The 24,596-nt window shown below is 41.5% G+C and carries 22 protein-coding genes; 5 read left to right on the top strand and 17 right to left on the bottom strand.

Annotated features, from left to right (window positions below):
* Positions 1-14: 14 nt before the first annotated feature.
* Positions 15-1,001 (top strand): glycosyltransferase family 2 protein, encoded by a 987-nt coding sequence (locus H9Y05_RS13575; RefSeq protein ID WP_216714595.1) that lies wholly within the window; start codon positions 15-17, stop codon positions 999-1,001.
* Between the two features lie 339 nt (positions 1,002-1,340).
* Here the strand turns inward: H9Y05_RS13575 and H9Y05_RS13570 are convergent, their stop codons facing one another.
* Positions 1,341-2,726, bottom strand: a complete 1,386-nt coding sequence (locus H9Y05_RS13570) for a hypothetical protein (RefSeq protein WP_216714594.1) — start codon at positions 2,724-2,726, stop codon at positions 1,341-1,343.
* Positions 2,719-4,041 (bottom strand): tRNA (N(6)-L-threonylcarbamoyladenosine(37)-C(2))-methylthiotransferase MtaB, encoded by a 1,323-nt coding sequence (gene mtaB, locus H9Y05_RS13565; protein ID WP_163491609.1) that lies wholly within the window; start codon positions 4,039-4,041, stop codon positions 2,719-2,721. The genes H9Y05_RS13570 and mtaB overlap by 8 nt, the downstream gene beginning before the upstream one ends.
* Positions 4,042-4,198: 157 nt before the next feature.
* Here mtaB and H9Y05_RS13560 point away from each other — a divergent pair, with 157 nt between their 5' ends.
* Positions 4,199-4,948: a sulfite exporter TauE/SafE family protein gene (locus H9Y05_RS13560; RefSeq protein WP_216714593.1), complete on the top strand. Its 750-nt coding sequence runs from the start codon at positions 4,199-4,201 to the stop codon at positions 4,946-4,948.
* On the opposite strand, the gene H9Y05_RS16420 is transcribed toward H9Y05_RS13560, so the two are convergent.
* From H9Y05_RS16420 to H9Y05_RS13530, 6 genes are all read right to left on the bottom strand, one after another.
* Complete coding sequence (locus H9Y05_RS16420; protein WP_163491611.1) at positions 4,949-6,295, bottom strand: sensor histidine kinase; 1,347 nt, start codon at positions 6,293-6,295, stop codon at positions 4,949-4,951.
* Positions 6,296-6,303: 8 nt separating this feature from the next.
* On the bottom strand, positions 6,304-6,792 hold the full coding sequence (locus H9Y05_RS13550) for a DUF4920 domain-containing protein (RefSeq protein ID WP_163491612.1): 489 nt from the start codon (positions 6,790-6,792) through the stop codon (positions 6,304-6,306).
* A gap of 101 nt (positions 6,793-6,893) precedes the next feature.
* Entirely contained in the window at positions 6,894-8,309 is a 1,416-nt protein-coding gene (locus H9Y05_RS13545; protein ID WP_216714592.1) for an ATP-dependent DNA helicase, read from the bottom strand.
* Positions 8,310-8,346: 37 nt separating this feature from the next.
* Positions 8,347-9,051 (bottom strand): SAM-dependent methyltransferase, encoded by a 705-nt coding sequence (locus tag H9Y05_RS13540; protein WP_163491614.1) that lies wholly within the window; start codon positions 9,049-9,051, stop codon positions 8,347-8,349.
* Positions 9,041-9,505, bottom strand: coding sequence for a low molecular weight protein-tyrosine-phosphatase (locus H9Y05_RS13535; protein ID WP_216714591.1), 465 nt, complete (start codon positions 9,503-9,505; stop codon positions 9,041-9,043). The genes H9Y05_RS13540 and H9Y05_RS13535 overlap by 11 nt, the downstream gene beginning before the upstream one ends.
* 52 nt (positions 9,506-9,557) lie before the next feature.
* A complete protein-coding gene (locus H9Y05_RS13530) occupies positions 9,558-11,876 on the bottom strand; it encodes a hypothetical protein (protein WP_216714590.1) in 2,319 nt (772 codons plus the stop codon).
* Positions 11,877-11,934: 58 nt separating this feature from the next.
* Here H9Y05_RS13530 and corA point away from each other — a divergent pair, with 58 nt between their 5' ends.
* Complete coding sequence (gene corA / locus H9Y05_RS13525; protein ID WP_216714589.1) at positions 11,935-12,948, top strand: magnesium/cobalt transporter CorA; 1,014 nt, start codon at positions 11,935-11,937, stop codon at positions 12,946-12,948.
* A gap of 28 nt (positions 12,949-12,976) precedes the next feature.
* Here corA and gpmI read toward each other — a convergent pair whose 3' ends face one another.
* Positions 12,977-14,497, bottom strand: coding sequence for a 2,3-bisphosphoglycerate-independent phosphoglycerate mutase (gpmI, locus tag H9Y05_RS13520; RefSeq protein ID WP_216714588.1), 1,521 nt, complete (start codon positions 14,495-14,497; stop codon positions 12,977-12,979).
* Between the two features lie 95 nt (positions 14,498-14,592).
* Positions 14,593-15,549: a sensor histidine kinase gene (locus H9Y05_RS13515; RefSeq protein WP_216714587.1), complete on the bottom strand. Its 957-nt coding sequence runs from the start codon at positions 15,547-15,549 to the stop codon at positions 14,593-14,595.
* A gap of 484 nt (positions 15,550-16,033) precedes the next feature.
* Here H9Y05_RS13515 and H9Y05_RS13510 point away from each other — a divergent pair, with 484 nt between their 5' ends.
* Together H9Y05_RS13510 and H9Y05_RS13505 are read left to right on the top strand one after the other, a co-directional pair.
* Entirely contained in the window at positions 16,034-17,290 is a 1,257-nt protein-coding gene (locus H9Y05_RS13510) for a serine hydrolase domain-containing protein (protein ID WP_216714586.1), read from the top strand.
* Complete coding sequence (locus H9Y05_RS13505; RefSeq protein WP_163491621.1) at positions 17,287-17,697, top strand: hypothetical protein; 411 nt, start codon at positions 17,287-17,289, stop codon at positions 17,695-17,697. Before H9Y05_RS13510 ends, H9Y05_RS13505 begins: the two co-directional genes overlap by 4 nt.
* 250 nt (positions 17,698-17,947) lie before the next feature.
* Here H9Y05_RS13505 and H9Y05_RS13500 read toward each other — a convergent pair whose 3' ends face one another.
* The 7 genes from H9Y05_RS13500 to H9Y05_RS13470 form a co-directional block, all read right to left on the bottom strand.
* Positions 17,948-18,211: a hypothetical protein gene (locus H9Y05_RS13500; protein ID WP_163491622.1), complete on the bottom strand. Its 264-nt coding sequence runs from the start codon at positions 18,209-18,211 to the stop codon at positions 17,948-17,950.
* 13 nt (positions 18,212-18,224) lie between these two features.
* On the bottom strand, positions 18,225-19,250 hold the full coding sequence (locus H9Y05_RS13495) for a rod shape-determining protein (RefSeq protein WP_163491623.1): 1,026 nt from the start codon (positions 19,248-19,250) through the stop codon (positions 18,225-18,227).
* 95 nt (positions 19,251-19,345) lie between these two features.
* The gene (purH, locus tag H9Y05_RS13490; RefSeq protein ID WP_163491624.1) at positions 19,346-20,875 is read right to left on the bottom strand and encodes a bifunctional phosphoribosylaminoimidazolecarboxamide formyltransferase/IMP cyclohydrolase; all 1,530 of its coding nucleotides are present in this window, start codon (positions 20,873-20,875) and stop codon (positions 19,346-19,348) included.
* A 332-nt stretch (positions 20,876-21,207) separates the two neighbouring features.
* The gene (locus tag H9Y05_RS13485; RefSeq protein WP_216714585.1) at positions 21,208-22,452 is read right to left on the bottom strand and encodes a T9SS type A sorting domain-containing protein; all 1,245 of its coding nucleotides are present in this window, start codon (positions 22,450-22,452) and stop codon (positions 21,208-21,210) included.
* 29 nt (positions 22,453-22,481) lie between these two features.
* Positions 22,482-23,000: an energy transducer TonB gene (locus H9Y05_RS13480; protein WP_216714584.1), complete on the bottom strand. Its 519-nt coding sequence runs from the start codon at positions 22,998-23,000 to the stop codon at positions 22,482-22,484.
* A 71-nt stretch (positions 23,001-23,071) separates the two neighbouring features.
* Positions 23,072-23,455: a hypothetical protein gene (locus tag H9Y05_RS13475; protein WP_216714583.1), complete on the bottom strand. Its 384-nt coding sequence runs from the start codon at positions 23,453-23,455 to the stop codon at positions 23,072-23,074.
* Positions 23,456-23,462: 7 nt separating this feature from the next.
* The coding region (locus tag H9Y05_RS13470; RefSeq protein ID WP_216714582.1) for an RHS repeat-associated core domain-containing protein at positions 23,463-24,596 on the bottom strand (1,134 nt) is incomplete at its 5' end.

The raw sequence follows: 24,596 nt of genomic DNA, 5'->3' as shown, positions 1-24,596 counted from the left end.
TTATCTCATTCAATATGAATCCGGTTGTTTCGATTATTCTCCCGATGAAAAATGCTTCGGAATGGGTTGCTGAAACGATTGAGAGTGTTCAAAAACAAACGCTGGAAGAATGGGAATTAGTCATTGTAGATGATCATTCAGAAGATGATTCTCATTCGCTTGTTGCGCACATCGCTTTATCAGACGCAAGGATTCGTCTTTTTCGCAATCACGGGCAGGGAATTATTCCTGCATTGCAACTGGCTTTTAGCGAGGTAAGGGGAATGTATCTCACGCGAATGGATGCAGATGATATCATGCCCGAATACCGGTTACAGCGGATGGTGGCTGCTCTTGACTTACTTCCTGAGAAAGCAATTGTAACCGGAAAAGTCCGTTATTTTTCAGCAGAATTTGTTTCAGAAGGGTATCAAAAATATGAGAACTGGCTGAATGAACGGGTGGTTCGTACTGATTTTTATGATCATATTTACCGGGAATGTATTGTTGCTTCTCCGAACTGGATGGGAAGAACGGAGGAATTCAGAGAATACGGGTTACTCGAAAATTTATCTTATCCAGAAGATTACGATTTATGTTTTAAATGGATGCAACACGGGTTTCAAATTTCCGGGTTGGATGAAGTGACACTTTTGTGGCGTGAGCATCCGTTACGTACATCCCGAAATTCAGAGAATTATCAGCAACGTGCTTTTTTTCATCTGAAGATACATTGGCTGATCCGAACGTATCCGGACGTTTCTTCGATCGGGATCGTAGGGATGGGAATCAAGGGAAAGTTGTGTGCGGAATTGTTGATGGATACTGGTCGTCCGTTTAATCTATATGATTTACATTTTGAAAAGTATACGACTCCTCTGTTTGGGCAAACGGTCTTGTCTCCTGACACAATCAATGATTCGATTGTGTTGATTGCGCGCTATCCTGAAAAACTGGATGAAATACGTACGTTTATTGAGTTGAAGGGGTATCAGATCGGGAAGGATGCATTTTGGGTGTAAAATTTGGGAGTATTATTGTATTTCTCACTAAGGTGCATGGGAAATTAGCTCGCAAAGGCGCATGGAGATGAGTACAAAATAGAAGTAAAAGGTATACCGGTAAGAAGTATTGGTTGGGAAAAGATTGTGAGGAGAACGTTTTGGGAATGTTACTTGATGGCTCGCAAAGACGCGAAGACGCAAAGGGATGAGTACAAAATTAGAAGTAGAGGGTGTAACGGTAAGAAGTATTGGTTGGGAAAAGATTGTGAGGAGAACGTTTTGAGAATGTTACTTGATGGCTCGCAAAGATGCGAAGGCGCAAAGGGATGGTTGGATGTTGATGCAATCGGTTTCTGTTTATTTATTTTTTCTTTTTCTCAATGCCAATCCACATTCCTGACGGTGATCAAGTAGAATGTGGGTGCCATCTATCGTGATTCCTTCTCCAAGAGGAACAAATTGTTGTGTAATTATGTATTCCGATTCATTGGTCACACCATCTGCAACGACGGGAGTTACCGGAATCCCGTATTCTCTCCTGTAATAGTTAATGATCGGCTTATAAATCCATGATGCGCTCAGCGTATGCTGCTCCCTGTCTTGTATGTCTTTCTTTACCCGGAGAACCGCCTGTTTCACATGTTGATCCTCTGCCCAGGTAACCGTTTTAGAAAAATTGATCGCAGAAAGGTTTATAAACACATAAGCAACGGAACAAGTCAATAGCAACAGGTTCGTTATTTTACTTCTGATGGCATCCAGATTCAGTACAATTGCAAGGACGAGAATCGGATACATGTACAGAGAGGTCCGGTTGGTAGGATACAGCGCATCAAAGAGGTAATGCTCCAATATCAGTCCGGAAACAATAAGAAAAACAACAATCAGCAAAACCGTTCCAACGCTGTATAATTTCCTGTTTCTGATCGCTGCAAAACAAGCAATCAACAGTACTGAAAACAAGGCATACCTCATGAATTCTATTCCGCGAAAAGGATTCAATGTATAAAATCCGGAATACAGCACATTATCAATTGTCGAGATGAATCGATTTGTTCCGAAATACAATTCATTTTTATTTTTCAGGAAAAAGAGTTGTTCCAACGAAATGTAAAGTGATGCGACACAGATAACACTCAGAATCAGGATCCACTTCAGCCGGTTTTGAAGTTGCCACCGGATAAAAAACACCAACAATACACCTTGCGCAATCAGAAAATAGTTGAGTGTATTCAGGTTTGCACTTAACGCAAAAACAGAGAACAAGGAAGTCAGCAAGTAATCACGACCTGTTGCGCGCTCCTGCAAGTTGACGATTTTCAAAAGGTAGTATACCGATGCTACACTACATGCGACCGAAATTCCATATCCTCTGCACAAGGAGAAGAAATCCAACAAAAAGGGGTTACAGCACAGGAAGAAGAGCAGTGTCAGTTGCATGTAGGAAGAACTCACAAATTGCTTTGCAATCCGGTATAAAAACCACCAGAATACAACAAAGAACAATACGTTCGGCAATCTTAAAAAGAATTCTTTCGCTCCGAACAGCGAGGTTACAACAGTACTCAATTGCGTATTTAACCAATGATTATTGGCGGTCGCACGATAAGCTTCATCGCCATTGATAATTTGGTATGTAAGCGCTTCATCGTGAGTAATTCCCAGTACGGCTGCCCGGATGATCACATAAGTAAATACAAAAAGGAAAATGAAGTAGTAACTGGTCTGAACGGATTTATTCATTCACTACTTCATAAAGGAGTTCACACTTAAAAATTCCATCCCGGTCGATTTCAGTCAGACGAATGGTTTGAAACGTATTGGTCATGGACGCATCGTATGGAAATTTTACTTTTACGTAGTTTTCCGTAAATCCGAACATGACTCCCATGTCTTCTTCCTGTTCAAATAAAACAGTTCTCACTGTTCCTATGTTTTCTTCGTAGAATTTACGTTTTTTCTTATCGGAAAGGATGTGTAACTGGTTGCTACGCTCTCTTCTGACATTCATCGGAACAGGCTCTCCCAATTTAACAGCAGTTGTGTTTGCCCGCTCGGAATAAGTGAATACGTGCAGGTAAGAGATATCCAGGTCTTTCAGGAAATTCACGGTATCCATAAAATCTTCATCCGTTTCTCCCGGAAATCCGACAATGACATCTACTCCGATGCAGCAATCAGGGCGCAACTCTTTGATGTAAGCAACGCGTTCGGCATACAGTTCACGCAGGTATTTGCGGCGCATTTTCTGTAGCAATTTATTGGAACCTGATTGGAGCGGAATATGAAAATGGGGAACAAAGTGCTGTGATTCCTCCAAACTGAAATGAATGATTTCATTGGTCAGCAGATTGGGTTCGATCGATGAGATGCGGTACCGGTCAATCCCCTGAATTTTATCCAGTTCTTTGATCAATCCAAAGAAATTTTCTTCACCTCCTTGTCCGAAATCACCGATATTGACCCCTGTCAGTACAACTTCCTTAATAGCTGTTTCAGCAATTTTATAAGCTTCTTTTACTGTTTTTGCAATCGTTGCATTCCGGCTTTTTCCGCGCGCCAGCGGAATGGTACAAAATGTACAAAAGTAATCACATCCGTCCTGTACTTTCAGGAACGAACGCGTTCTGTCACCAAATGAAAATGCGGGAACAAATTCTTTTGCCTGTTTAATGTTATCAAAAGCCACTGCTGCCGTTTCTTTCTTTGCCAGTGTTCCATCGATGTAATCCAGCAGGTTGAATTTCTCATTGGCTCCCAATACCAGGTCAACTCCGGGAATTTCACTGATTTCCTGTGGTTTCAACTGTGCGAAACACCCAATGATTGCAACGAAAGCATCCGGGTTAATTTTCAAAGCACGTTTGACCAGCTGCTTGCATTTTTTATCTGCATTTTCGGTAACGGAACAGGTATTGATGACATAAATATCCGGTGTTTCTTCAAAGTTCACCTTTGCAAATCCCGCATCTTCAAACAGACGGGAAATGGTAGATGTTTCTGAAAAATTCAGTTTACATCCCAATGTATAAAAAGCTACTTTTTTGTATTGAATCATGACCGAAGTTGCAAAATTACATAGATTTATGTTAGAAACCATCATTTAACAGTTTTTTTAGATCAATCGGATCACTTTTCCGGATTCATGACCTACGTCATAGTTTACGGTGAATTGTTCATCTACTTTTGTTGTGTTATTAAATGGTATTCATGTCATGTTAATCGGATTCATCATCGGCCTTAGTTCTGCATTTCATTGCCTTGGAATGTGTGGTCCGATCGCGATGGCCGTTCCTGTCAACCGGTCATCTAATTTCAGTATTCTTGCGGGTGCCTTACAATACAACTTCGGTCGCATCGCAGCTTATTCCATACTGGGGTTTGTGATCGGAAGCATTGGTTTGAGTTTTTCTCTCCTGCAATGGCTGCAGTGGCTGAGTATTGCTGCCGGCTTGCTGATGATTTTCCTCGCATGGCATAAACTCTTTTCTTCGGGACGATCAAAACTGGAAGGAAAATTAACCCAACAAATAAGCCGGGGAATCGGGCGTGTAATTCGCTCACACAATCCGTTTAAATTGATTGGTTTGGGTGCTTTAAACGGTCTGCTTCCATGCGGAATGGTGTTTATCGGTCTGACCAATGCATTGATTCAGGGATCTCCCGGCGCAGGTGCACTCGCAATGGCATTTTTTGGATTGGGAACACTCCCTGTGATGTTATCCGTTGTCTTTTTTACCTCCAAATTATCGGGACATCGGCGGTTTCAATTCTCCAAAGCTGTTCCCTACATCATGACCGTTGTAGGTTTACTGGTCATTTTGCGCGGGCTGAACCTGGGCATTCCGTATATTAGTCCTGAAATAAATGTGATTGAAGCAGCAGGAACGGCTCAAAAATCACACGTGGAAATGGTGTGCTGCACCTCCTCTGCTGGCGCGACTGAAGACTGTAAAACCAACTAATCACTGGTTAAACGGAAACCAGATTTTAAAGCAGGTTCCTTTTCCGAAGTTACTTTTCACATCAATGGTTCCATGATGTGCTTCTACGACAAGCTTTACGTAGTAAAGTCCCAATCCGAATCCTTTTACATCGTGTACATTCCCTGTTGAAACGCGGTAAAACTTATCAAAGATCATTTTCAGATCTTCCCGTTTGATTCCAATTCCGTTGTCGGTCACTTCCAGATAGATTCCCTTTTTATCGTTCCAGGTCACCAGGGAAATGGAAGGTTGGTCTTTGCAGTACTTCACTGCATTGTCCAATAAATTGTAGACAACGTTTTCAACGTGGACGGAATCCGCCTGGATTTGATCATTCTCCGCATTTAGCTGTAGGCTGATTGTCCCTCCGTGCGTCATCTGGTTAAATTCAAACATGTCTTTTGCTTCTTCCAGCAATTCGTGCAGGTTGACCTGTTCACGCTTCAGTTCTACTTTTTCTTTATCCAGTTTGGCAATATTGAGTACCCGTTCGACCTGGTTCTGCAACCGTTTATTTTCTTTAAAAATAACACCTGCATACCGCTGAATATCGTCTTTATCCGAGACTGTTCCTTTCATGAGCATTTCACTCGAAAGTCCGATCGTGGAAATCGGTGTTTTCAGCTCGTGTGTCATGTTGTTGATGAAATCATTTTTGATATCCGACAACCGTTTTTGTTTGAGAATGGTATTGATGGAATAGGCAAAAAACAGCAACGGGAAAATTCCAACGAACAGCAGGTACCACCACGACGAAAGCCCTTCACTTTCAATCTTGTAATAATCGGCTCCCACGGTAGGAAAATAGACGGTAAAGTAATGTCCGTCATTTTTCTTCCATTTCAGGGTTTCGGATGTTCGTCCGATCATTTGTTCATCTGCCGGATTGTACAAAGAATCTTCTGAGAAGGTTATGAGGTTTCCGAAGACAATGGAATCTGTAAAACAATCGTAAATTCCGTATTGAAAATTGCGTTTGAGGTTTTGCGTATAAAACTCCCGTTTCAGCAGTGTTTCCAGGTAATACGGATGTAGATCCTCATTGATGTCTACGGAATAGTAATTGGTACTGATCTGTTTGACCGCACCGTACAAGTCCGAACTATCTGAAATATCGGTGGCAATCTGCTCCAGGGTATTGCGCAACGCGATGTGCACCTGTTCGGAAAATTGAATGAGATTTAAGCTGTCTTTCTTTTCCTGGATGGCGATGTTACGTTCCTGGACAGAAATGGATTTTTTCACCCAGACGAACTGCGTAATCATGATACTCAACAGGGAGAAAACCCCCAGAATGATTGTTACCCGTATGGTTCTCTGTCCCACGTTGAATGTTATTTTTTCATGACAATCCCGTCAGCCACGTATGCAAACGTATATTTCGGCTGTGTGATCCGGTCGATTTCTTCTTTTGTTTTTCCTTCCGCAGCGGCATCCTCTTTCAATTGTGCTACAGGAATTGAATCCCAGGTAGCCACTCCGTGCATGTATGCGTACGTATCGGTCTTTGTATCCAATGGAATTGTAAAGTGATCTTTGAAACGCACCATGAAATAATCGTTATTTCCGTCGTCGATTCCTACCCAGCATCCTGCTTTCTGGCAAACCTCAACGATTTTTCCTTCAATGGTATACTCTTCCGGCCCGTCTTTTTTCTCAAAATCAGTAAAAAACTCTTGTACACTAATTGCTTTCTCTACGTCTACTTTCGCAGGACCATACGATTCTCCTAACGCTATTTTTTCTTCTGTTGCTTCCGGTTGTTGTTGTGAACAGGAAACCAAAACGATACCTGCTAAAAGGGGAAATAGTAATTTTTTCACGTTGTTGATTTTTATGGATTACCGGACAAAATTACGTTTTTTTGAGGAACGGAACACTTAAAATACTGTTAATTCGCGTAATTAAGCAGCTGTGCAGCCCGTTATTTTGCCAGTTGTTCCTCCGGAAAATTGATCAGGTATACTTTCGATTTGGCCCGTGTAAGAGCAGTATACAGCCAGCGATTGTATTCTTCAGGATCGAGGTCTTCGGGAAGGTAACCGACATCAATGAAAATGTGTTCCCACTGTCCTCCCTGGGATTTGTGGCACGTAACAGCATATCCGTATTTGATTTGCAATGCGTTAAAATAGGGATTGGCCAGAATCAGTTCGTACCGTTTCTTTTTGTTCAGTTCGTATGAATAATCTTTTTCCACTTCAAAAAACAGCGCTTTCATTCGTTCACGTGACAACGAAGGACCTTCTGTTGTCAGGGATTCCACATGCACCAGCACTTCCTGTTCACCCAGTTGTTCATAATCCGGGAAAAGAACTGACAAACGGGCAAATTCGAATCCGTAGACGTGTTCGTACTTCATCACCCGTTTTACAATCATTGTTTCTCCGTTGGCAATAAATCCCATCTCCGGCTCATCTTTCAGCCAGTGATAATTGTTTTTCACAACCATCAACAGATCTCCGTTGCACAGTTGTTCTTCGTACCAAAACACCCGTGCGCGAATCTGCCTGTTATATTCGTTACAACGTTTGTTGGAACGGGTGATAACAATGGTTTCTTCTGTGCCGTAATTGGAAAAAGAAGATTCCAGTACATCCTGCAGTTCGCTGCCGTTTACGATTTCCACATCTCCGCCTTTTTGCAGTTTCAAGCGGGGCAGTTTATTTTTTTTCTTGCGCAACCCCGTCGCATTGACCAGGATATCGGAATCTTCCTGCTGACGCAGTACCTCGCTGAGTTTTGCCGCATAAATAGTTAACCGGGGAAAATAATTTTCCAGGTACTCCTGGTTCAGTGCAGGAGAAAAGGTGGCTCCAACGGGGGGCAACTGTCCTACATCTCCCAACAGGATCAATTTACAATTGACGCCGCCGAAGACATATTCCAGCAAATCTTCGAGCAGGTTGCGTTGATTGACATTTCCATCTGTCATGGTATAATCCCCGATCATGGATGCTTCATCGACAATGAAAACAGTATTTTTCTGTAAATTCGGTGCCAGTTGCAACGTGTTGAAATCGTCGGTTTTACTTTTCCTGCGGTAGATCATTTTGTGAATGGTAAATGCCCTTTTTCCGCTTTTGGAACTCAATACTTTGGCCGCCTTTCCTGTCGGTGCAAGTAATGTTGCCGGAATTTTGTAATGAGCCAATGTCCGGATGAACGCCCCGAGCAAGCTCGTTTTTCCCGTTCCTGCATATCCGCTCAGCAGGAATGTTGCATACGGTGTTTTGTCTTTCAAAAACAATTCCAACCGGTCTACACACCGGGATTGATCTTTCGTGAAGTCGAAACCAAATTGCCGGTGAATTTCTGTTTTGAAAGGAGAACTGCTCATTGTATGTTGTCGCAGGTATTGAAAACCCGTTCCGTTTCTACTTTCCGATTAAAAACATTGCTGGTTTTTTACTGAGGTCATACGCTTTTTCCCTCCACTTTTCAACACTCATTGTCCAGACTGATTCATCCGGCAAAGTGATATTGGAAGCGATGCACAATTGAGTCGTATCTGCCAGTTCATTCAGCAAATCATCCAGTACGTTCATGTTTCTGAAGGGTGTATCCATAAATAGGTGTGTGTGTCCTGAACGGCGTGTATCGGCTTCAAAATCTTTCAATCGTTTTACCCGTTCTTTTCTATCCTTCGGCAAGTACCCGTGAAAGGTAAACTCCTGGCCGGAGAATCCGCTTCCCATCAACGCGAGTAAAATAGAAGACGGCCCTACCAACGGAGCGACACGGATTCCTTTTTCGTGGGCAATTGCGACAATTTCCGCTCCCGGATCGGCTACACCGGGGCAACCAGCTTCCGAAATAACACCAATTGAAAATCCTTCTGTTGCCGGTTTCAGGAATCGGCTCAGGTCTTTCACATCGGTTCGTTTATTCAACTCAAAAAATGTGGAATCGTCAATCGGGAAATCCCGGTCGATGCGACGCAGGTACCTGCGCGCGCTTTTAATATCTTCGACAATAAAGTGGCGCAATCCGACAATCAATCGCTGTACGCTTTCCGGAATTACATCATTTATTTGCTCACCTCCCAGTGTTGTGGGAATCATATATACTTTACCTGCCATTTTTCAATTTATTTATCACCACATCCGTTACCTCATCCAACATATTAAATACGTCAATAAACCCTTGTTCGCCTCCGAAATACGGATCCGGAACGGCCCGGTTTTCTCCCGGGTATAATTCGTTCAGTATCAGGTGTACTTTTGCTGTATCATTTTCATTTCTGCTCAATGCAAGAATATTGTTGTAATTACTGACATCCATTGCATAAATGAGGTCAAACTGATCAAAATCCTGCACGGAAAACTGGCGTGCACGCAATTCATCAATGGGACAACCTAACTGACGTGCTGTCGCCCTCATCCGGTGATCGGGAGCTTCTCCGATGTGATAATCCGATGTTCCGGCTGAATCAACCTCCACTGCAAGTCCTTCCACCTTTACTTTTTTCCGAAGCAGGCCGTCTGCCATCGGAGAGCGGCAGATATTTCCCAGACAAACCATTAATATTTTCATGCCGCAAAGTTACACATTTTAGAGGAGCTTATACGGGAAATGCCGGTCCGGATTAATTTTTAATGATCCGGTGATTGTTCATAAACAGCTTCGTCGGTTGACCGTTCTGCTGAGATAAGACACGGTACACATCAACTGTTGCTTCCCGAATAAAGAAATCGTCTATGTTCCAGGTAATTTTTGATTTGTCGTCTCCCTTCAGGAACAGCTCCGAGGTCTTTGCGGCATCGGTCACCGTAAACCGGAGCTCAATCAATGACCAGTCACCGTTGACATTCAATCCTGCAGAAATGTTTTCTACTTTTACCCATTCCAGGCTCCCGTCTTCGTAGTTTACCTGGTAAACAAACAGTCCGTTGGGAATATCCTGCCCGTAATTTGGTCCGTTGTTGTAAAGCCAGAATGAAGCAATGTAGTCCGTATTGTTTTTAAGTTCTCCCTCTCCGAACTTTTTCAGAGGTGTGAAGTCTTTTTTCCGTGTGGAAAGCGCCCCTTTTCCACTAAATGCAATTGGATTCGGGATGCTGTCATAACTTGTAAAATAAAGATAGCTTGAAGTATCCATTGTGCTGAGCAGGAAATCTCCTTTAGCTGTCATCTGTACTTCTTTCTCACTGAATGCTTCAAACCAGCGGGTTGTATTGGTGGAAAACAATTCATTTTTTGAAATTTCCAACAATGTAAAATCCTTGTTTTTGTAGATTTCCTTTCCACGGGATAATACATCTCCCTCACATTCCAGCAATTCTTCATTACTAAAGACAATGATAAAAGGACGGGTGTCTTTGATGTCTTTTTCAATTGCTTTCTTGTAAAAGACCGGAGAAATCACCTGCATGACATTCTTTGATTCCCAAATACTTGTACGGGTAGAATAGTTCGATACCAGCGGAAGGTTTGAATGATACCCCAACAACATGGAGATACGGTAGATTTTATCCGTTCCCTCTTTCCCGAAATTCTCCGATCCGATGTGATAAAAAGGTAATGGAATAATGGCCTGGTAGTTTGAAAAATCGACTGTGCTCAGCATTTTTTTCCAATCATTGTCTAATTGTTCACGATCAAAATAATTCGGTGTTTTATCGACTTGCTCCGCGATCATTTTGTGATACGTTACTCCTTCCAACACAAATGAGCAGGCAATGAGTGTGGTGATAACGAGTGAAAAGAATGGTTTTCCCGGTTTAGAAAAACGTTTTGATACGACAACAATAACTCCTGTAGTCGCCACAAAATAAAACACCCATGCAAACCGGCCGATACCTCTGAAATTCTTGATAATGGAAAATCGATCCAGAAGGTCTGGCTTCCATTCGAACGGGTATCCGAAAGCGAGTAACAAAATAAGAACGGATGCAAGCACAGCGACTATAAGTTCGTTCGAATGTCCGTTTTCTGTTAAGGAAAATCGGCGATATCTGACAAGACGATATAGCCAGAAACCAAGCAATAGCAGTATACCGACAACTGAACCTGCTCCGATGTATGCCAATCCTTCCCATGTCTGCTCTATTTTCATCAATGACTCCAACAATGGTTTCAATGGTTGAGTATTGGGAAGAAAAACAGAATCAAAGTTGGATGTACTTTCCATGTAACCATACGGATTTTTTGTTCGTCCTGTATGTGTATCAGATAAAGTAGCATATCCCCAAAAAAGCACTAAAGGTATAAGTGTCTGAACACAGGCCTGACCAATAAACTGCCAATTGAGTTGTTTTTTGAAAAAGCGAATTATTGTATCCACCGCAAACATGGTAGCAATGAATGTCACAATTATCATCCCGAGATATGCATGAACAAAAAACCAAAACAAGGTATTACAACACATCCCAAGTGACCATTTCCATTTTTTCTCACTGTCACAAAAACGAAGGTAGATGTACCAGGAAAGCGGGATAAAAAAGCTGTAACCAAGTGCCAGGTGACCTGTCATCCGAAAAATTTGCGGGGAAAGAACGGCAATAGAAAATGCTGCGATAACGGCAAGAAACGGACGAACAGAAAACCGCACGAGAATCAGGTAAAGTAACCAGGCTGTTATCCCAAAGGAAGCGATCAACAGTAAATTCACAATCCCGACACTATAATTTTGTAAAAAGGGCAACCACTTTAATACAACGGTTAATGCCGGCTGGCAATCCAGGTATAAAAAACTTTCCCCGTACGGATAATTCATCGCTGTTGACACCGTATAGGAAGATGCTTTTATCTGATCTGCGTATGTAAAGTAATTTTTCATCCCGTCTCCACTCACACTGAAGAGGTAAGAATCAGGAGACCACAGGACGGTACCATAGAAAAAGAAGGTAAAAAACAGGATAAGTCCTGTCAGTATGACCTTCGGGTATTTTTCGGCAATTCTCATTCGCACGATAAAATTATCAAAAAATCAATAACTTTACTGTTATTTAGTGAGAGACAGTATGATTCCATCGCACGGACAAATATATCAATACAACGGCACCGAACTGACAAAAGAAAAGTTCAACACCGAAACATTCATTAATGAGTTTTCATTTCAAAATCTTCCACAGGATCAGACAACCTGGGTCAATTTTTATGTTCTCGACGATCTGGCTTCTGTTGAAACCTTTTGTAAAAAGGAAAATTACGATGCATTGGTATTTCATAACATTCGTGAAAAGGACAACCGTCCGCAATTTGAAGACTATGAGCATTATTTGTTTTTCAGCGTTCGCACTGCCATGCCTTCTTCAGGGGGAAGTATCCTGCGCATTCATCAGGAACAATTGAGTTTTATCCTGGGAAAAAATTTCCTGATTTCTTTTCAATCCAAACCTTCTGATTACTTCAGTTCCGTACGCGACCGGCTGGAGAATAAAAAAGGGATTATCCGGGACAAAGGAGCGGATTTCCTGCTCTACAGGTTACTGGATGCTGTGATCGATAACTATTTTGAAGTAATGGATGCCAATTCTTCTACGATTGAAGAACTCGATGCAAAAATCACTAAAACAACCGATCCCAAGATGTTGACCAGCATCGAGTTTCAAAAACGAAAGCTAATGGAATTGCGAAGAATTGTGATGCCGTTAAAAGAAATTACCATTGCCCTGGAAAATTCTGAAAGTCCCCTTTTTAAACGCAGTACCAAGCATTATTTTACCGATCTGAAACAGAATTGCATCAGTATCATTGAAGAAATTGAGTCCAATAAAAACGCGTTGGAAGGTTTGACGAACTTATACTATGCCGTACAGGGGCAACGGATGAATGAAATCATGAAAGTCCTTACGATTGTAAGTACCATCTTCATTCCCTTGACATTTCTGGCCGGAATCTACGGAATGAATTTCGACAATATGCCGGAGTTGCGGATGAAATACGGTTATTTTATTACCTGGGGCGTGATGATCGCCATTACAATCGCTTTGCTCTTTTATTTCAGGAAGAGGGGATGGCTGAATCGGCGATGAAAAGGGAATTTATCCTTCAAAACTCCAATCACACCAACGACTCACCGGTCATTTCAATCGGGGCAGCAATGTTCATTCGCCGTAGAATTGTAGGTGCGACATCTGCCAGGATTCCATTACGGATTTCAACTTCTTCATCAGTCGTTACCAAAACAACGGGAACAGGGTTCAGTGAATGTGCCGTATTCGGAGATCCGTCCGGGTTGAGTGCATAGTCCGCATTTCCATGATCGGCAATGATCAGAAATTCATACCCGTATTTCAATCCTGTTTCAACCACTTCTTTCAGACAGGCATCAACAGTTTCCACTGCTTTAACAATGGCACTGTATACTCCGGTGTGTCCGACCATGTCAGGGTTCGCAAAATTCAAACAAATAAAATTCGGCTGATCGTGTTCAATCGCATTGCAAATTTTATTTTTTACTTCAATCGCACTCATCTCCGGCTGTAAATCGTAGGTTGCTACTTTCGGAGAGTTGACAAGAATTCTGCTTTCCAGGGGAAACACCTCTTCTCTTCCACCGTTAAAGAAGAAAGTTACGTGCGGGTATTTTTCCGTTTCGGCGATGCGCACCTGTGTCTTGTCCATTTTTGAAAGTACCTCGCCCAATGTATTTTTCAGGTTGTCTTTTTCGAATACGACGTGTACATCTTTAAATGTTGCGTCGTAATTGGTCATTGTAACATAGTACAACTTCAGTTGATGCATATCCAGCTCCGGAAAATCCTGCTGGGTCAGCACCATTGATATTTCGCGTGGCCGGTCTGTACGAAAATTAAAATTGATGACAACATCTCCATCTTCGATCACTGCTACCGGTTTTCCTTCTTTGGTAACCATGACAGATGGTTCGATAAATTCATCCGTTACACCATTTTCATAGGATTGAGCAATCGCATCCTGTACATGCGCATACGGTGTCCCTGCTCCTTTTACCAGTAAATCGTATGCTTTTTTGACACGTTCCCAACGTTTGTCTCTGTCCATCGCATAATAGCGCCCGATGACAGAAGCAACCTGCCCGACGGTATCTTTCAGGTTATTTTCCAGTTCCATCACGAACTGAAGTCCGCTTTTCGGATCACAGTCACGACCATCTGTAAACGCGTGGATGAATACATCCTTCAACCCATTGGAAGATGCCATCGCACACAAGGCGTACAGGTGTTCCTGTGAACTGTGTACACCTCCTTTTGATACCAGACCGATGAAATGTACTTTTTTATTGTGCTGTTTTGCATAATTGAATGCATCCAGCAAGGTTTGATTTTGAAACAATTCTCCTTCGCGAATGGATTTGTTAATTCGTGTCAATTCCTGGTACACAATTCTTCCCGCGCCAATGTTCAAATGTCCCACTTCGGAATTTCCCATCTGTCCGTCAGGTAACCCCACATTTTCACCACTTGTCAGCAGCGTTGCATTCGGATACATCTTTGTCAGGTAGTCCATATAGGGTGTTTTCGCATTGAAAACGGCGTCAGACTGAGAGTGATCACCGATTCCCCAGCCGTCCAAAATAATTAATCCGAAGTGACTTTTCATGGTGCAAATTTAATAGGAATTTAGTTTGTATGGAATGAATTGTTAACGATCTGCAGGATTATTTTTTCCCTGATCCGGTTTCTTTCCGACACTTCTCAGCCATTCAAAACGAATTCAAAAACAGCTCCTTTCGGCTGATTATCGTAATATCTGATTTGCCCCTTGTGCAGACGAGTTAATTCACGGGCAATGAACAATCCCAACCCGGAACCTTTTTGCGTGCGGGTTTCTTCATTTCCTACACGGTAAAATTTTTTGAATACTTCTTTCTGATCTGCCAGCGGAATCCCGGGTCCGTTGTCTTTTACCTGTACGGTCATCCGATCGGTTTTACTGAGCACGACTGTGATTTTCCCTTCGTTTCCTGCATATTTAATCGCATTCTCAAGCAGGTTATTGACGATTGTCTCAAAAATAAACGGGTCGATTTGCTCCATCAGATCGGGTTGAATCTCGTTGCGAAATACAATTCCGGGATATTGCCGGGAATACCGGTCGTAAATGCTATTCAGGAAGGCTGAAACATTGGTTTCCTCTTTGTGTAAAATGAGTTTCTTGTTTTCCAGTCGTGTTGCGTTAAGAATATTGTCGATCAGGCGCTCCAGTTGCTCATTTTGCTGCAGTGTTTTGGTCAGGATATCTTGTCGTTTGTCTTCATCAATGTTTCTTCGCTGGAGTGTCTGCAGGTACAGTTTTGTACTGGCAATAGGTGTCTTCAATTCATGGGTTACCGACAACAGGAAATTGTTTTGGTTGCGTGAAAATTCCAGTTCCCGTTTGATGCTTTTACGGATGCGGATAATCCCGAAAATCAGAATCGCCAGGAATACGATACCTTCCCCGATGATCATAATCATTCTCCGGTTTCCTCTTGGGGTGTCTCCTACCAGTTCTTCCGTAAGATCCAGGATGTGAAAGCCCCACCAAACGAACTGCGCAATCACGTAGATACTCAGAAAATAGAAGAATATGGTTGTGTTTTTTCTCATCGCATCAATCTGAGCAAAGATACATTTATTTCTGAAGTTCAGATTCTTTCCAATATTGTTCAAAAAGGATTAACCACATAGGCAACATAAGAACATAGAGTTATATGTAAAGTAAACATAGGGACACATAGCAGCCAACTGCGTTAGCCTGGGAATTACTTTATTTTATTTAAAATGTGATGGTTGTATCTATCAATTAGTATCTTTTTCTATGTTCCTATATGGTTCAATAAAGGATTAACCACATAGGCAACATAGGGGCATAGAATTATGTGTAAAGTAGACATAGGGACACATAGCAGCCAACTGCGTTAGCTGGATTGATGACTATCTTTTGTTTAAAAATGTGATTGTTGTGTTTATCAATCAACATTCCGTTTCCGGTATTCCTGTGTGGTTGAAAAGAAGACTACCACATCCTACGCTCCAAGGATTCTGACTCATTCGTTAATTTTTGTAGCTTCCTTTAAAATATATTTCCCATGATGTATTGAATAATTCATCAAAAAACAGTAATTTACCTCTCAAATGCATTAATGAACTTCCCATGAATACGAAAAAAAACGGCGTTGTTTCGAAAATCGGAAAACTCTTTCGCGGCCTCCTGTATACGATACTGGCTTTATTCATTATTGCCAATGCATTTATTCTGCTCTCGGGGAGAACATACCTGTACCGAGGGATTATGCTTACGTATCTTTCCGGGGAATCGGGTCCTACCATTTATGATCTGGACAAGTTCCCGAAAAGAACGGTTGCAAAAGGAAATACCCCTATTAAATGGGAACGTTCTGCACACTTTTTATCCCGTACTTCCGTCGACGGGTTTGCAGCTTACAATAAAAATTTAAAAACCACGGCGTTCCTGATTTTTCAGGGGGATTCCATCCTGTATGAACAATATTGGGGACACCATAACGCAACAACGGTGTCCAATTCATTTTCAGCGGCGAAAACAGTCGTTGCACTGCTCATCGGGATTGCGGTAGAAGAAGGAAAAATTAAAAGCCTGGATGAGTCTGTCGGAAATTACATCCCGGAATTTAAGCAGACGGATCTTTCGGTAATTACCATCCGGGATTTGTTACTGATGGCTTCGGGGCTCGATTGGACGGAAAGCGGTAAAAATCCGTTGTCAGACAATGCCGAATCGTATTATGGAACGGATCTGTATGGATTGGTTACTCATCAAAAACGGATCAGTGAACCGGGAAAAACATTTATCTACCAAAGCGGAAACAGTCAGTTACTCGGCTTTATCATCAAAAAGGCTACGGGATACAATGTATCGGAGTACTGCTCGCTCAAATTGTGGTCGAAAATGGGAATGGAGTCGGATGCTTACTGGAGCCTGGATAAAGAAAACGGAGATGAAAAAGCATTTTGCTGTTTGTATGCAACTGCCCGTGATTTCGGAAAATTAGGGAAGTTGATTGCCCATAAAGGAAAGTGGGGTAATGAACAGTTGATTCCTGCCTGGTACTTTGAAGAAATGGTGAGCATTCCTGACTACATGACGACGGAAGAATCGATTAAAAATTATCAATACGGTCTGCACATCTGGACCTACCAGGGTTATTCTTCTCCTGTTTATTACTGCCGCGGTATCCTGGGACAATACATTATTTCCATTCCGGAAGAAGACCTGGTGATTGTGCGACTGGGTGAAAAACGGACAAAAAGCATCCAACTGGATGGGAAAGATGAGTCTGACGAGCAATTAAAAAAAGTGGGACATTCATCCGATTTCCTGAAGTATATTAATTTTGCCGAACAAATCAGAAAGGAAGCGGAAAAGAAATGAGAGAAGATTTATTAGGCCCAAAGGTAGAAAACGTTGCAATTGTAGTAGCAAAAGAGGATGGAGAGGACAAGGAAGCAATTTACAATGTCTACCTGCTGAATTTACGTGACGACATCATGGAAGGGATTATTATCACCAGCAAAGGATATGGTGAACACCCGGATACAGGAGAAAAAATAAAAACATCGACACTGCGTCACTGCCTTGAAGTGATGCTGCCAAATGAAGCGGCTAAGATTGAGCCGATCATGGAAGAAGTGTTTCACATCGCCAATGAATACTGGGTCAGTTTTTGGGTAGAAGATGTGATGTACGACAAAAAATTTGTGTTCGTTCCGGGTTCTATTTCGGAAGACAATATGATTGAAATCCCACAGCTGGGAACGAAGGGTGTGATTATTAAGTAAGTATTGAATTCTGAATATTGAATTAGTAATTATAAATTACTGAATCATCAAAAGATGCACGATTATTCGATCACACCATTTGATAATTAATCACTAAACCATTGATAATTCAAAAATGGTGCATAAAAAAACCTGAGAACCGATTTTCCGCTGTTACACTTTCAATCCTTTCTCAGGTAATCTCTGCAAGAATATAAAACCTATTCTATAGACGCATGTCTAAATCGAAGGTTGTGTCGTTTTGTAAAATTTATTTACAGGCTTCTCTCTTTTTTTTCAATTCTTCACCACCGAGCAATTCATACGGGGCGCAAATGCTGTCTTTTTTAGCAGTTAACTGCTTCAAATTAGCAACATCTTCATCTGTAATCTTATCCAGGGCAATGGAACCGTATTTAGCGGCCTCCTCGTTGAGTTCTTCACTCACAGAGAGGCAGTCACAGAACTGCTCATCCTTGTCAGAAGAACAAGCGGCCAGCAAAACAACGAGTGCCGGGAGAATTAATTGTTTCATACTTCCGGAAAAATTAGTCTCTGATCAGGAATTGGTAACGATCAATGTTTTTCAATGCGATTGCCGTACCTCTTGCTACTGCTCTCAACGGGTCTTCTGCAATGTGTACAGGAAGTTTTGTCCGCGCTGAAATACGTTTGTCCAAACCTCGCAGCATGGAACCTCCTCCTGCCAGGTAAATTCCCGTTTTGTAGATATCAGCGGAAAGTTCCGGCGGTGTCATTTCCAATGCACTCAGAATCGCTTCTTCAACCTTGGAAATTGTTTTATCCAATGCGTGAGCAATCTCAGAATAAGTAACAATGATTTCCTTCGGAATTCCCGTCATCAGGTCACGTCCGCGAACAGCAAAGTCTGCCGGTGGATTGTCTAATTCCGGCAATGCAGCCCCTACTTCAATTTTAATTTGTTCTGCCGTACGTTCACCCACCAATATGTTGTGTTGACGGCGCATGTATTCTTCAATGTCTGCTGTGAAGTCGTCTCCGGCTACGCGAATTGATTTATCACACACAATCCCTCCCAATGCAATCACGGCAATTTCAGAAGTACCACCACCGATGTCAATGATCATGTTCCCCATTGGTTCTTCCACGTCGATACCAATACCAATTGCGGCTGCCATCGGTTCGTGAATCAGGTATACTTCTTTTGCTCCGGCGTGTTCTGCGGAGTCACGAACGGCTCTTTTTTCCACTTCCGTAATTCCCGAAGGGATACAAATCACCATTCTCAAGGAAGGATTAAACAAACTTTTTCCCGGGTTAATCATTTTGATCATCCCGCGAATCATCTGCTCAGCACTTTGGAAATCAGCAATTACACCATCCTGTAACGGGCGTACCGTTTCAATGAGTTTGTGTGTTTTTCCGTGCATCTGTTGCGCTTTTTTACCAATCGCAACGATTTTTCCTGTTTGTATATCTTTGGCAACGATCGAAGGTTCATCCACTACCACTTTGTCATTCATAATGATCAGTGTATTGGCTGTACCGAGGTCAATTGCAATTTCCTGCGTTAAGAAGCTAAATAATCCCATTTTTTTGGCGCCCTTTTGTTTTTAAGGTATAATGTTACTCAGTTTCTTCGAAAAATTGAACAAAAAGTTACATTTTTTCGATAAAAACCTACTTTTTAATGTTTAAAGTGCCGGTTTCCTGTGAAAACCATTGCCAAACCGTTTGCATTACAGTAATCGATTGACAACTCATCTTTGATCGATCCTCCCGGCTGGATCACTGCCGTAATCCCTGCATTGTGTGCAATTTCCACACAGTCCGGAAACGGGAAGAATGCATCAGAAGCCATCACTGCACCTGTCAGATCAAAGTTAAATGTCTTCGCTTTGTGAATGGCTTGTTGAAGCGCATCAACACGTGATGTCTGCCCGGTTCCGCTCGCCAGTAATGTTTTGTTTTTTGCCAGCACAATCGTGTTGGATTTCGTATGTTTAACCAATTTGTTGGCAAACAATAGATCCGTGATTTCTTCCGTTGTCGGTTGAGCTGTTGTTTTCGGTTCCAACCCGTCTGCTGTTTCCGTCAACAGGTCTTTGTCTTGCTCCAGTACTCCGTTAAGAATCGTACGGAATTGTTTTTTCGGAAGTTCAATCTCTTTCTGAACCAGGATAATTCTGTTTTTCTTGCTTTGCAACAACGTCAATGCTTCCACGTCGTATCCCGGCGCAATGATCACTTCACAGAACAATTCATTGACCAATTCAGCAGTCGGAAGATCAATTACTTTATTGGAAATCAGAATCCCGCCGAACGCACTCACCGGATCTCCTGCCAATGCTGCTTCGTATGCTTCTTTGATTGTCGGACGTGTAGCAACACCACATGCGTTGTTGTGCTTCAAGATCGCAAATGTCGGATCATCGTTTTTAAATTCTGCCATCAATGCGACAGCTGCATCAACATCCAGTAAGTTATTGTACGACAATTCTTTTCCGTGCAGTTTGTCAAAGATTGCATCCATGTCTCCGTAGAACACCCCTTTTTGATGCGGGTTTTCTCCGTAACGCAACACTTGTGAGGTTTGAATGCTTTGTTTGAACACATCCAATTCTCCGTTGTTGAAGTAATTGAAAATGTGTGTATCGTAATTCGAAGAAACGTTGAATGCATCTCGAGCGAATGACTTACGTTCTTTCACCGTTGTAGTACTTCCCGATGCTGTAATGATTTCCAGAAATGAAGCGTATTGTGCTTGTGAAGGAATAATGACTACATCCTGGTAATTTTTTGCAGCGGCACGGATCAATGAGATACCACCGATGTCAATTTTTTCAATGATCGCTTCGTGTGACGCCCCTGAGGCAACTGTCTGCTCAAACGGGTACAAATCCACGATCACCAGGTCAATTTCAGGAATTTCATACTCTGCAATCTGTGTTTGATCATCCGCCAATGAACGACGGTTCAGAATTCCACCAAAAACTTTCGGATGTAGTGTTTTCACACGTCCCCCCAAAATAGAAGGATAAGAAGTCAGGTCTTCTACCCGCTCTACCGGAATACCAAAACTTTCTACAAATTCCTGTGTTCCTCCCGTGGAGTAAATTACCACTCCGTCTTTGTGTAATTGCTTGACAATCGGTTCTAAACCGGATTTATCAAAAACTGAAATCAATGCTGATTTGATCTTTACTGTTGCGCTCATGAATTGTATCTGAAAAAGAAAGCGCAAAAGTAGCTATTTTTTCCGAGTGCAAAAACGGTTTTGCCGCAAAATATTTATTGGTAAATAATCCAGTCAAAAATCACTGGATCAAGAGGTAAAAATTACTTGTGATGTTGTTCTAAAAAGTAAAGAATCGTTTTCACCATGGTTCCTAAAAACCATCAGAGCGGATTTATAAATTTGTTCCTAATTGGTCCAGGTTATGTTCAGAAGTTGGATGATCCTTTTTACCACGGATGCACCGATTAAAAAGGAATAAAGAAGAAAAAACGTTGATCTCATACCATTTCTCAGATTTTGTATGCATGAACTTATTTCAACCTTAATTTTGTGGTGGAAACAACTTCGTATTGTTCATTTCGGAACACAACAATTACTACCTCATTTTCAGTTCCAGCATCGTTGAGGGAAATAATTGTCTGCTGTTCATTGATTTCTTGTTGTAAAACAGTTCTTCCTGTCCCGTCAATCAATTCAACAGATGTGATGATTCCTATCTGTTCCTCGCTCAATTGAATCACCATTGCTTCTTTTGCCGGATTTGGAAATACCTGCACAAAGGTATTCGCAACCGGTTCTTTTATCGCCAGTGGGTTCCCTTCCAGGTAATTGGACAGGTAGGAAGACAAATCCAGTTTCATAATTTTCGGATCCACCTGAATATTTCCCGTTGGAAATGCCTCGTTGGAAAGGTAATACATCAATCCATCTTCCGAAGTGATTCCTTCTACCTGGTGATAGGGTAAATTGAGCATGATTTTTCGTTTGTTTCCACTGAAAAAATCGTCGTTTTCAAAGTCGTACAACAGGTACACAAACGGTTGCAGGATAACTGAATAGCCGGACAAAACGACCAACTGTTCCTCTTCCAGGTGTGTTGCCCCTGTAATCAATCCCTGCACATTCAAGGTCCCTTTATAAAGTGCGACGTGCGTTCCGGGCGTTTTTTCCAGTTCGTATACTGATGTTTTCTTAGTCCCCCATTCTTTGGTGAACAGGTGTATTTTTCCGGCGGTAACGATGAATGCTTCGCAATCAAAATCGGTGCTGTTGGATGACTGAGGTGTAAAATCGGTTTGCGCTTCATAGCTGAATGAAATGGTATCAGCGACAGGATTGTTCATCAATTCAGATTTCAGGATGCGAAAAATCCGTAGGTTGGTCCGGTTTCCACTGACATTGTTACCAAAATCCCCAATGTAAATGTACTGTTCATCTTCTGCAACGTCTTCCCAATCAATGTTACTGGCACCGGTAATTGGCAAGGTCACAAAATCAACCGGATCGGAATAATCAATTAAATACAGGTTCGTATCGGAATCATCGTTGTGTGTCAGGAGTTGATCATTGAACAACACTAATCCGGAGGTTTCACTCATGACTGCCGGCAACACGATTCCGGGATCGGGGACAAGTGTTACATTCGTATAGGTGCAACTACCATTATTCACCAATGCTGTAGAATTGTAATTCGTCGCTAACGGATCCGTACACCCGCTTAACTGTGCAGACAACTGCATTGTTGAAAGCAGAAATGTCGGTAGGAGTAGTTTCATGGCAGGCGATAAATTTACATCGATTTGATTTACATCAGTTTAAATGTGACGGGAATCGTATAATAACATTTAACGGCTTTTCCATTTATCTTCCCCGGCTCCCATTTCGGCATTTGTTTGATCAATCGCACGGCTTCCACATCGCATTCCGGGCAATCCGTTATTCCCTTCATCAATTTTACTTGTGTAGGTGTCCCGTCTTCTTCGACCACAAATTTGATGTACACCTTCCCTTGAATTTCTTCTTTGATTGCACGTTCCGGATACTTCATGTTTTTCGCAAAATACTGGTTCATTTGCACCATTCCTCCCACAAACGAAGGTGATTCATCAACAATCATATACGTATCTTCCTGTTTTGAAGTTGATTCTACTGGAGGTGAAGGTGGGACAGGATCGTGATCCCCCATTTGGTATCCTTCTTCTTTTGGTGCTTCAATAACAGTTGGCTCGCTCTGCTTTGAATACTTTTTCGTTGTTTCTTTTTGGGAGAAGGAGGAGAATGTTGTTGTGATTAGGAGTGCTGTGATGTATGTTGTGTTTCTCATGTTTTGTGTGATAGTAAATAAAATTTATAGTTCAATTTTTTCTCTCATTATTAGTTATTTTAATACTATTTTTATTTATGTAAAAATAAAGGTTCATGCGTTTCTGGATCAATCATTATACAAGGAACTCCATTTAAATAAGTATAAAACAATTGCTTATCTAATGACGGTGTTAATAATCCATAATTTAGGTTTGATAATTTACTTTTATCTGATACTGAAAAGATGGTAATTGAAGTAGTTCCTAATCCACTATCTGGAAAATATTTAATATGAAGTGTATCATTATAATGAATTGAATCATAGGTATACAAATGAATTGCTAAAGTATCCGATAATATTACAATACTTTCATTGATCGATTTGGATATATACACACCTTTATGCAAGATTAAGTCAGATGATTTTGAGTTTGAGCAACTCATCAACAATAATAATACAAGAATTCTCCACATTTTCTTTCTATTTAAACGGTTGTGTCCAATAAAAAATTTGCTCAGTCCTACCCATTGGTGTTATTCCATTAGATGCTCTTTGATGATCAGCCCAAGCCCCATAATTAGGAATAGGCCCTTTAATCATATTTAATGCTCTCATAAATAAATCTGCAGACCCTATATTAAATTTATTATAAACTGTAACATCAACGACTCCCCCTCTGACATGAAAATATAGAGTAATTCCTCCTAGTATATGCTCAACCCCATTTGCATTCATCATTGCTGTTAACCCTCCCCCTTTCATATCAGGACTATACCCAACGTAATAGGATTCTTGTGGAGTTCCAGCTTCATAATCTTTCTTAAATTGGGCATAAGCTCTTTTGAATTGATTACCATTCATCAAATATTGTGTAAATGAATTACTTTCATCAAATCTTCTTTTTTGAGCTCCTGTTCCAGTAACTAATTCCATCATTAGGATACTAAAAGTAGCCCACCCTCCTTTTTTCATAAACATCTGCTTTTCAGATTCAGACATATACATCAGTGTTGTTGGGTCAGTGTTTAAATAGTTACCTGACACGTTTGATATCAAAGCATTAATACCAGTCATTACAGTTCGGGCTCCTCCACTTAAGTGAAACATAAATACAGGTAATAAAGGTGAATATTCGGTAATATTCTCGCCTTTAGGCAATTGATCAATAGTTATATTGGCTTTAGGAACTTGTAATTGGAGTAAAGAACCAATTTGTAAATTTGTTGCCTCCTGGGAATTAAGCATCTGTAGTTCTTCGTGACCAACTCCCGTCCTTTTACCAATACTCCAATATGTATCTCCTTGTTTGACTTCCCAAAACCATGCTCCTCCAACTTCGACAGAATCAGCCCCATTTGGATCCATGAACCAAATAGGATTATTTCCATTCGATGCATAAGGAGACTCATGTGTCTTAAAAACAGGATCAAATGTTAGCCATCTTCCTACACGCGGGTCATACTGTCTAAACTCAGTAGTATAAGAATTCCCTCTACCTTTGATTTCATTATCTCTTTCGTAACCATTAAACCCATATCTATACCCTTCACCATTCTCCACATGTCTGCCTGGTAGGTACGATCCATACGGATAGTAATCACTCCATTCCAGCTG

Source organism: Taishania pollutisoli (assembly GCF_014518315.1).
GTDB lineage: Bacteria > Bacteroidota > Bacteroidia > Flavobacteriales_D > Crocinitomicaceae > Taishania > Taishania pollutisoli.
This window is presented reverse-complemented; position numbering and strand designations above follow the sequence as displayed.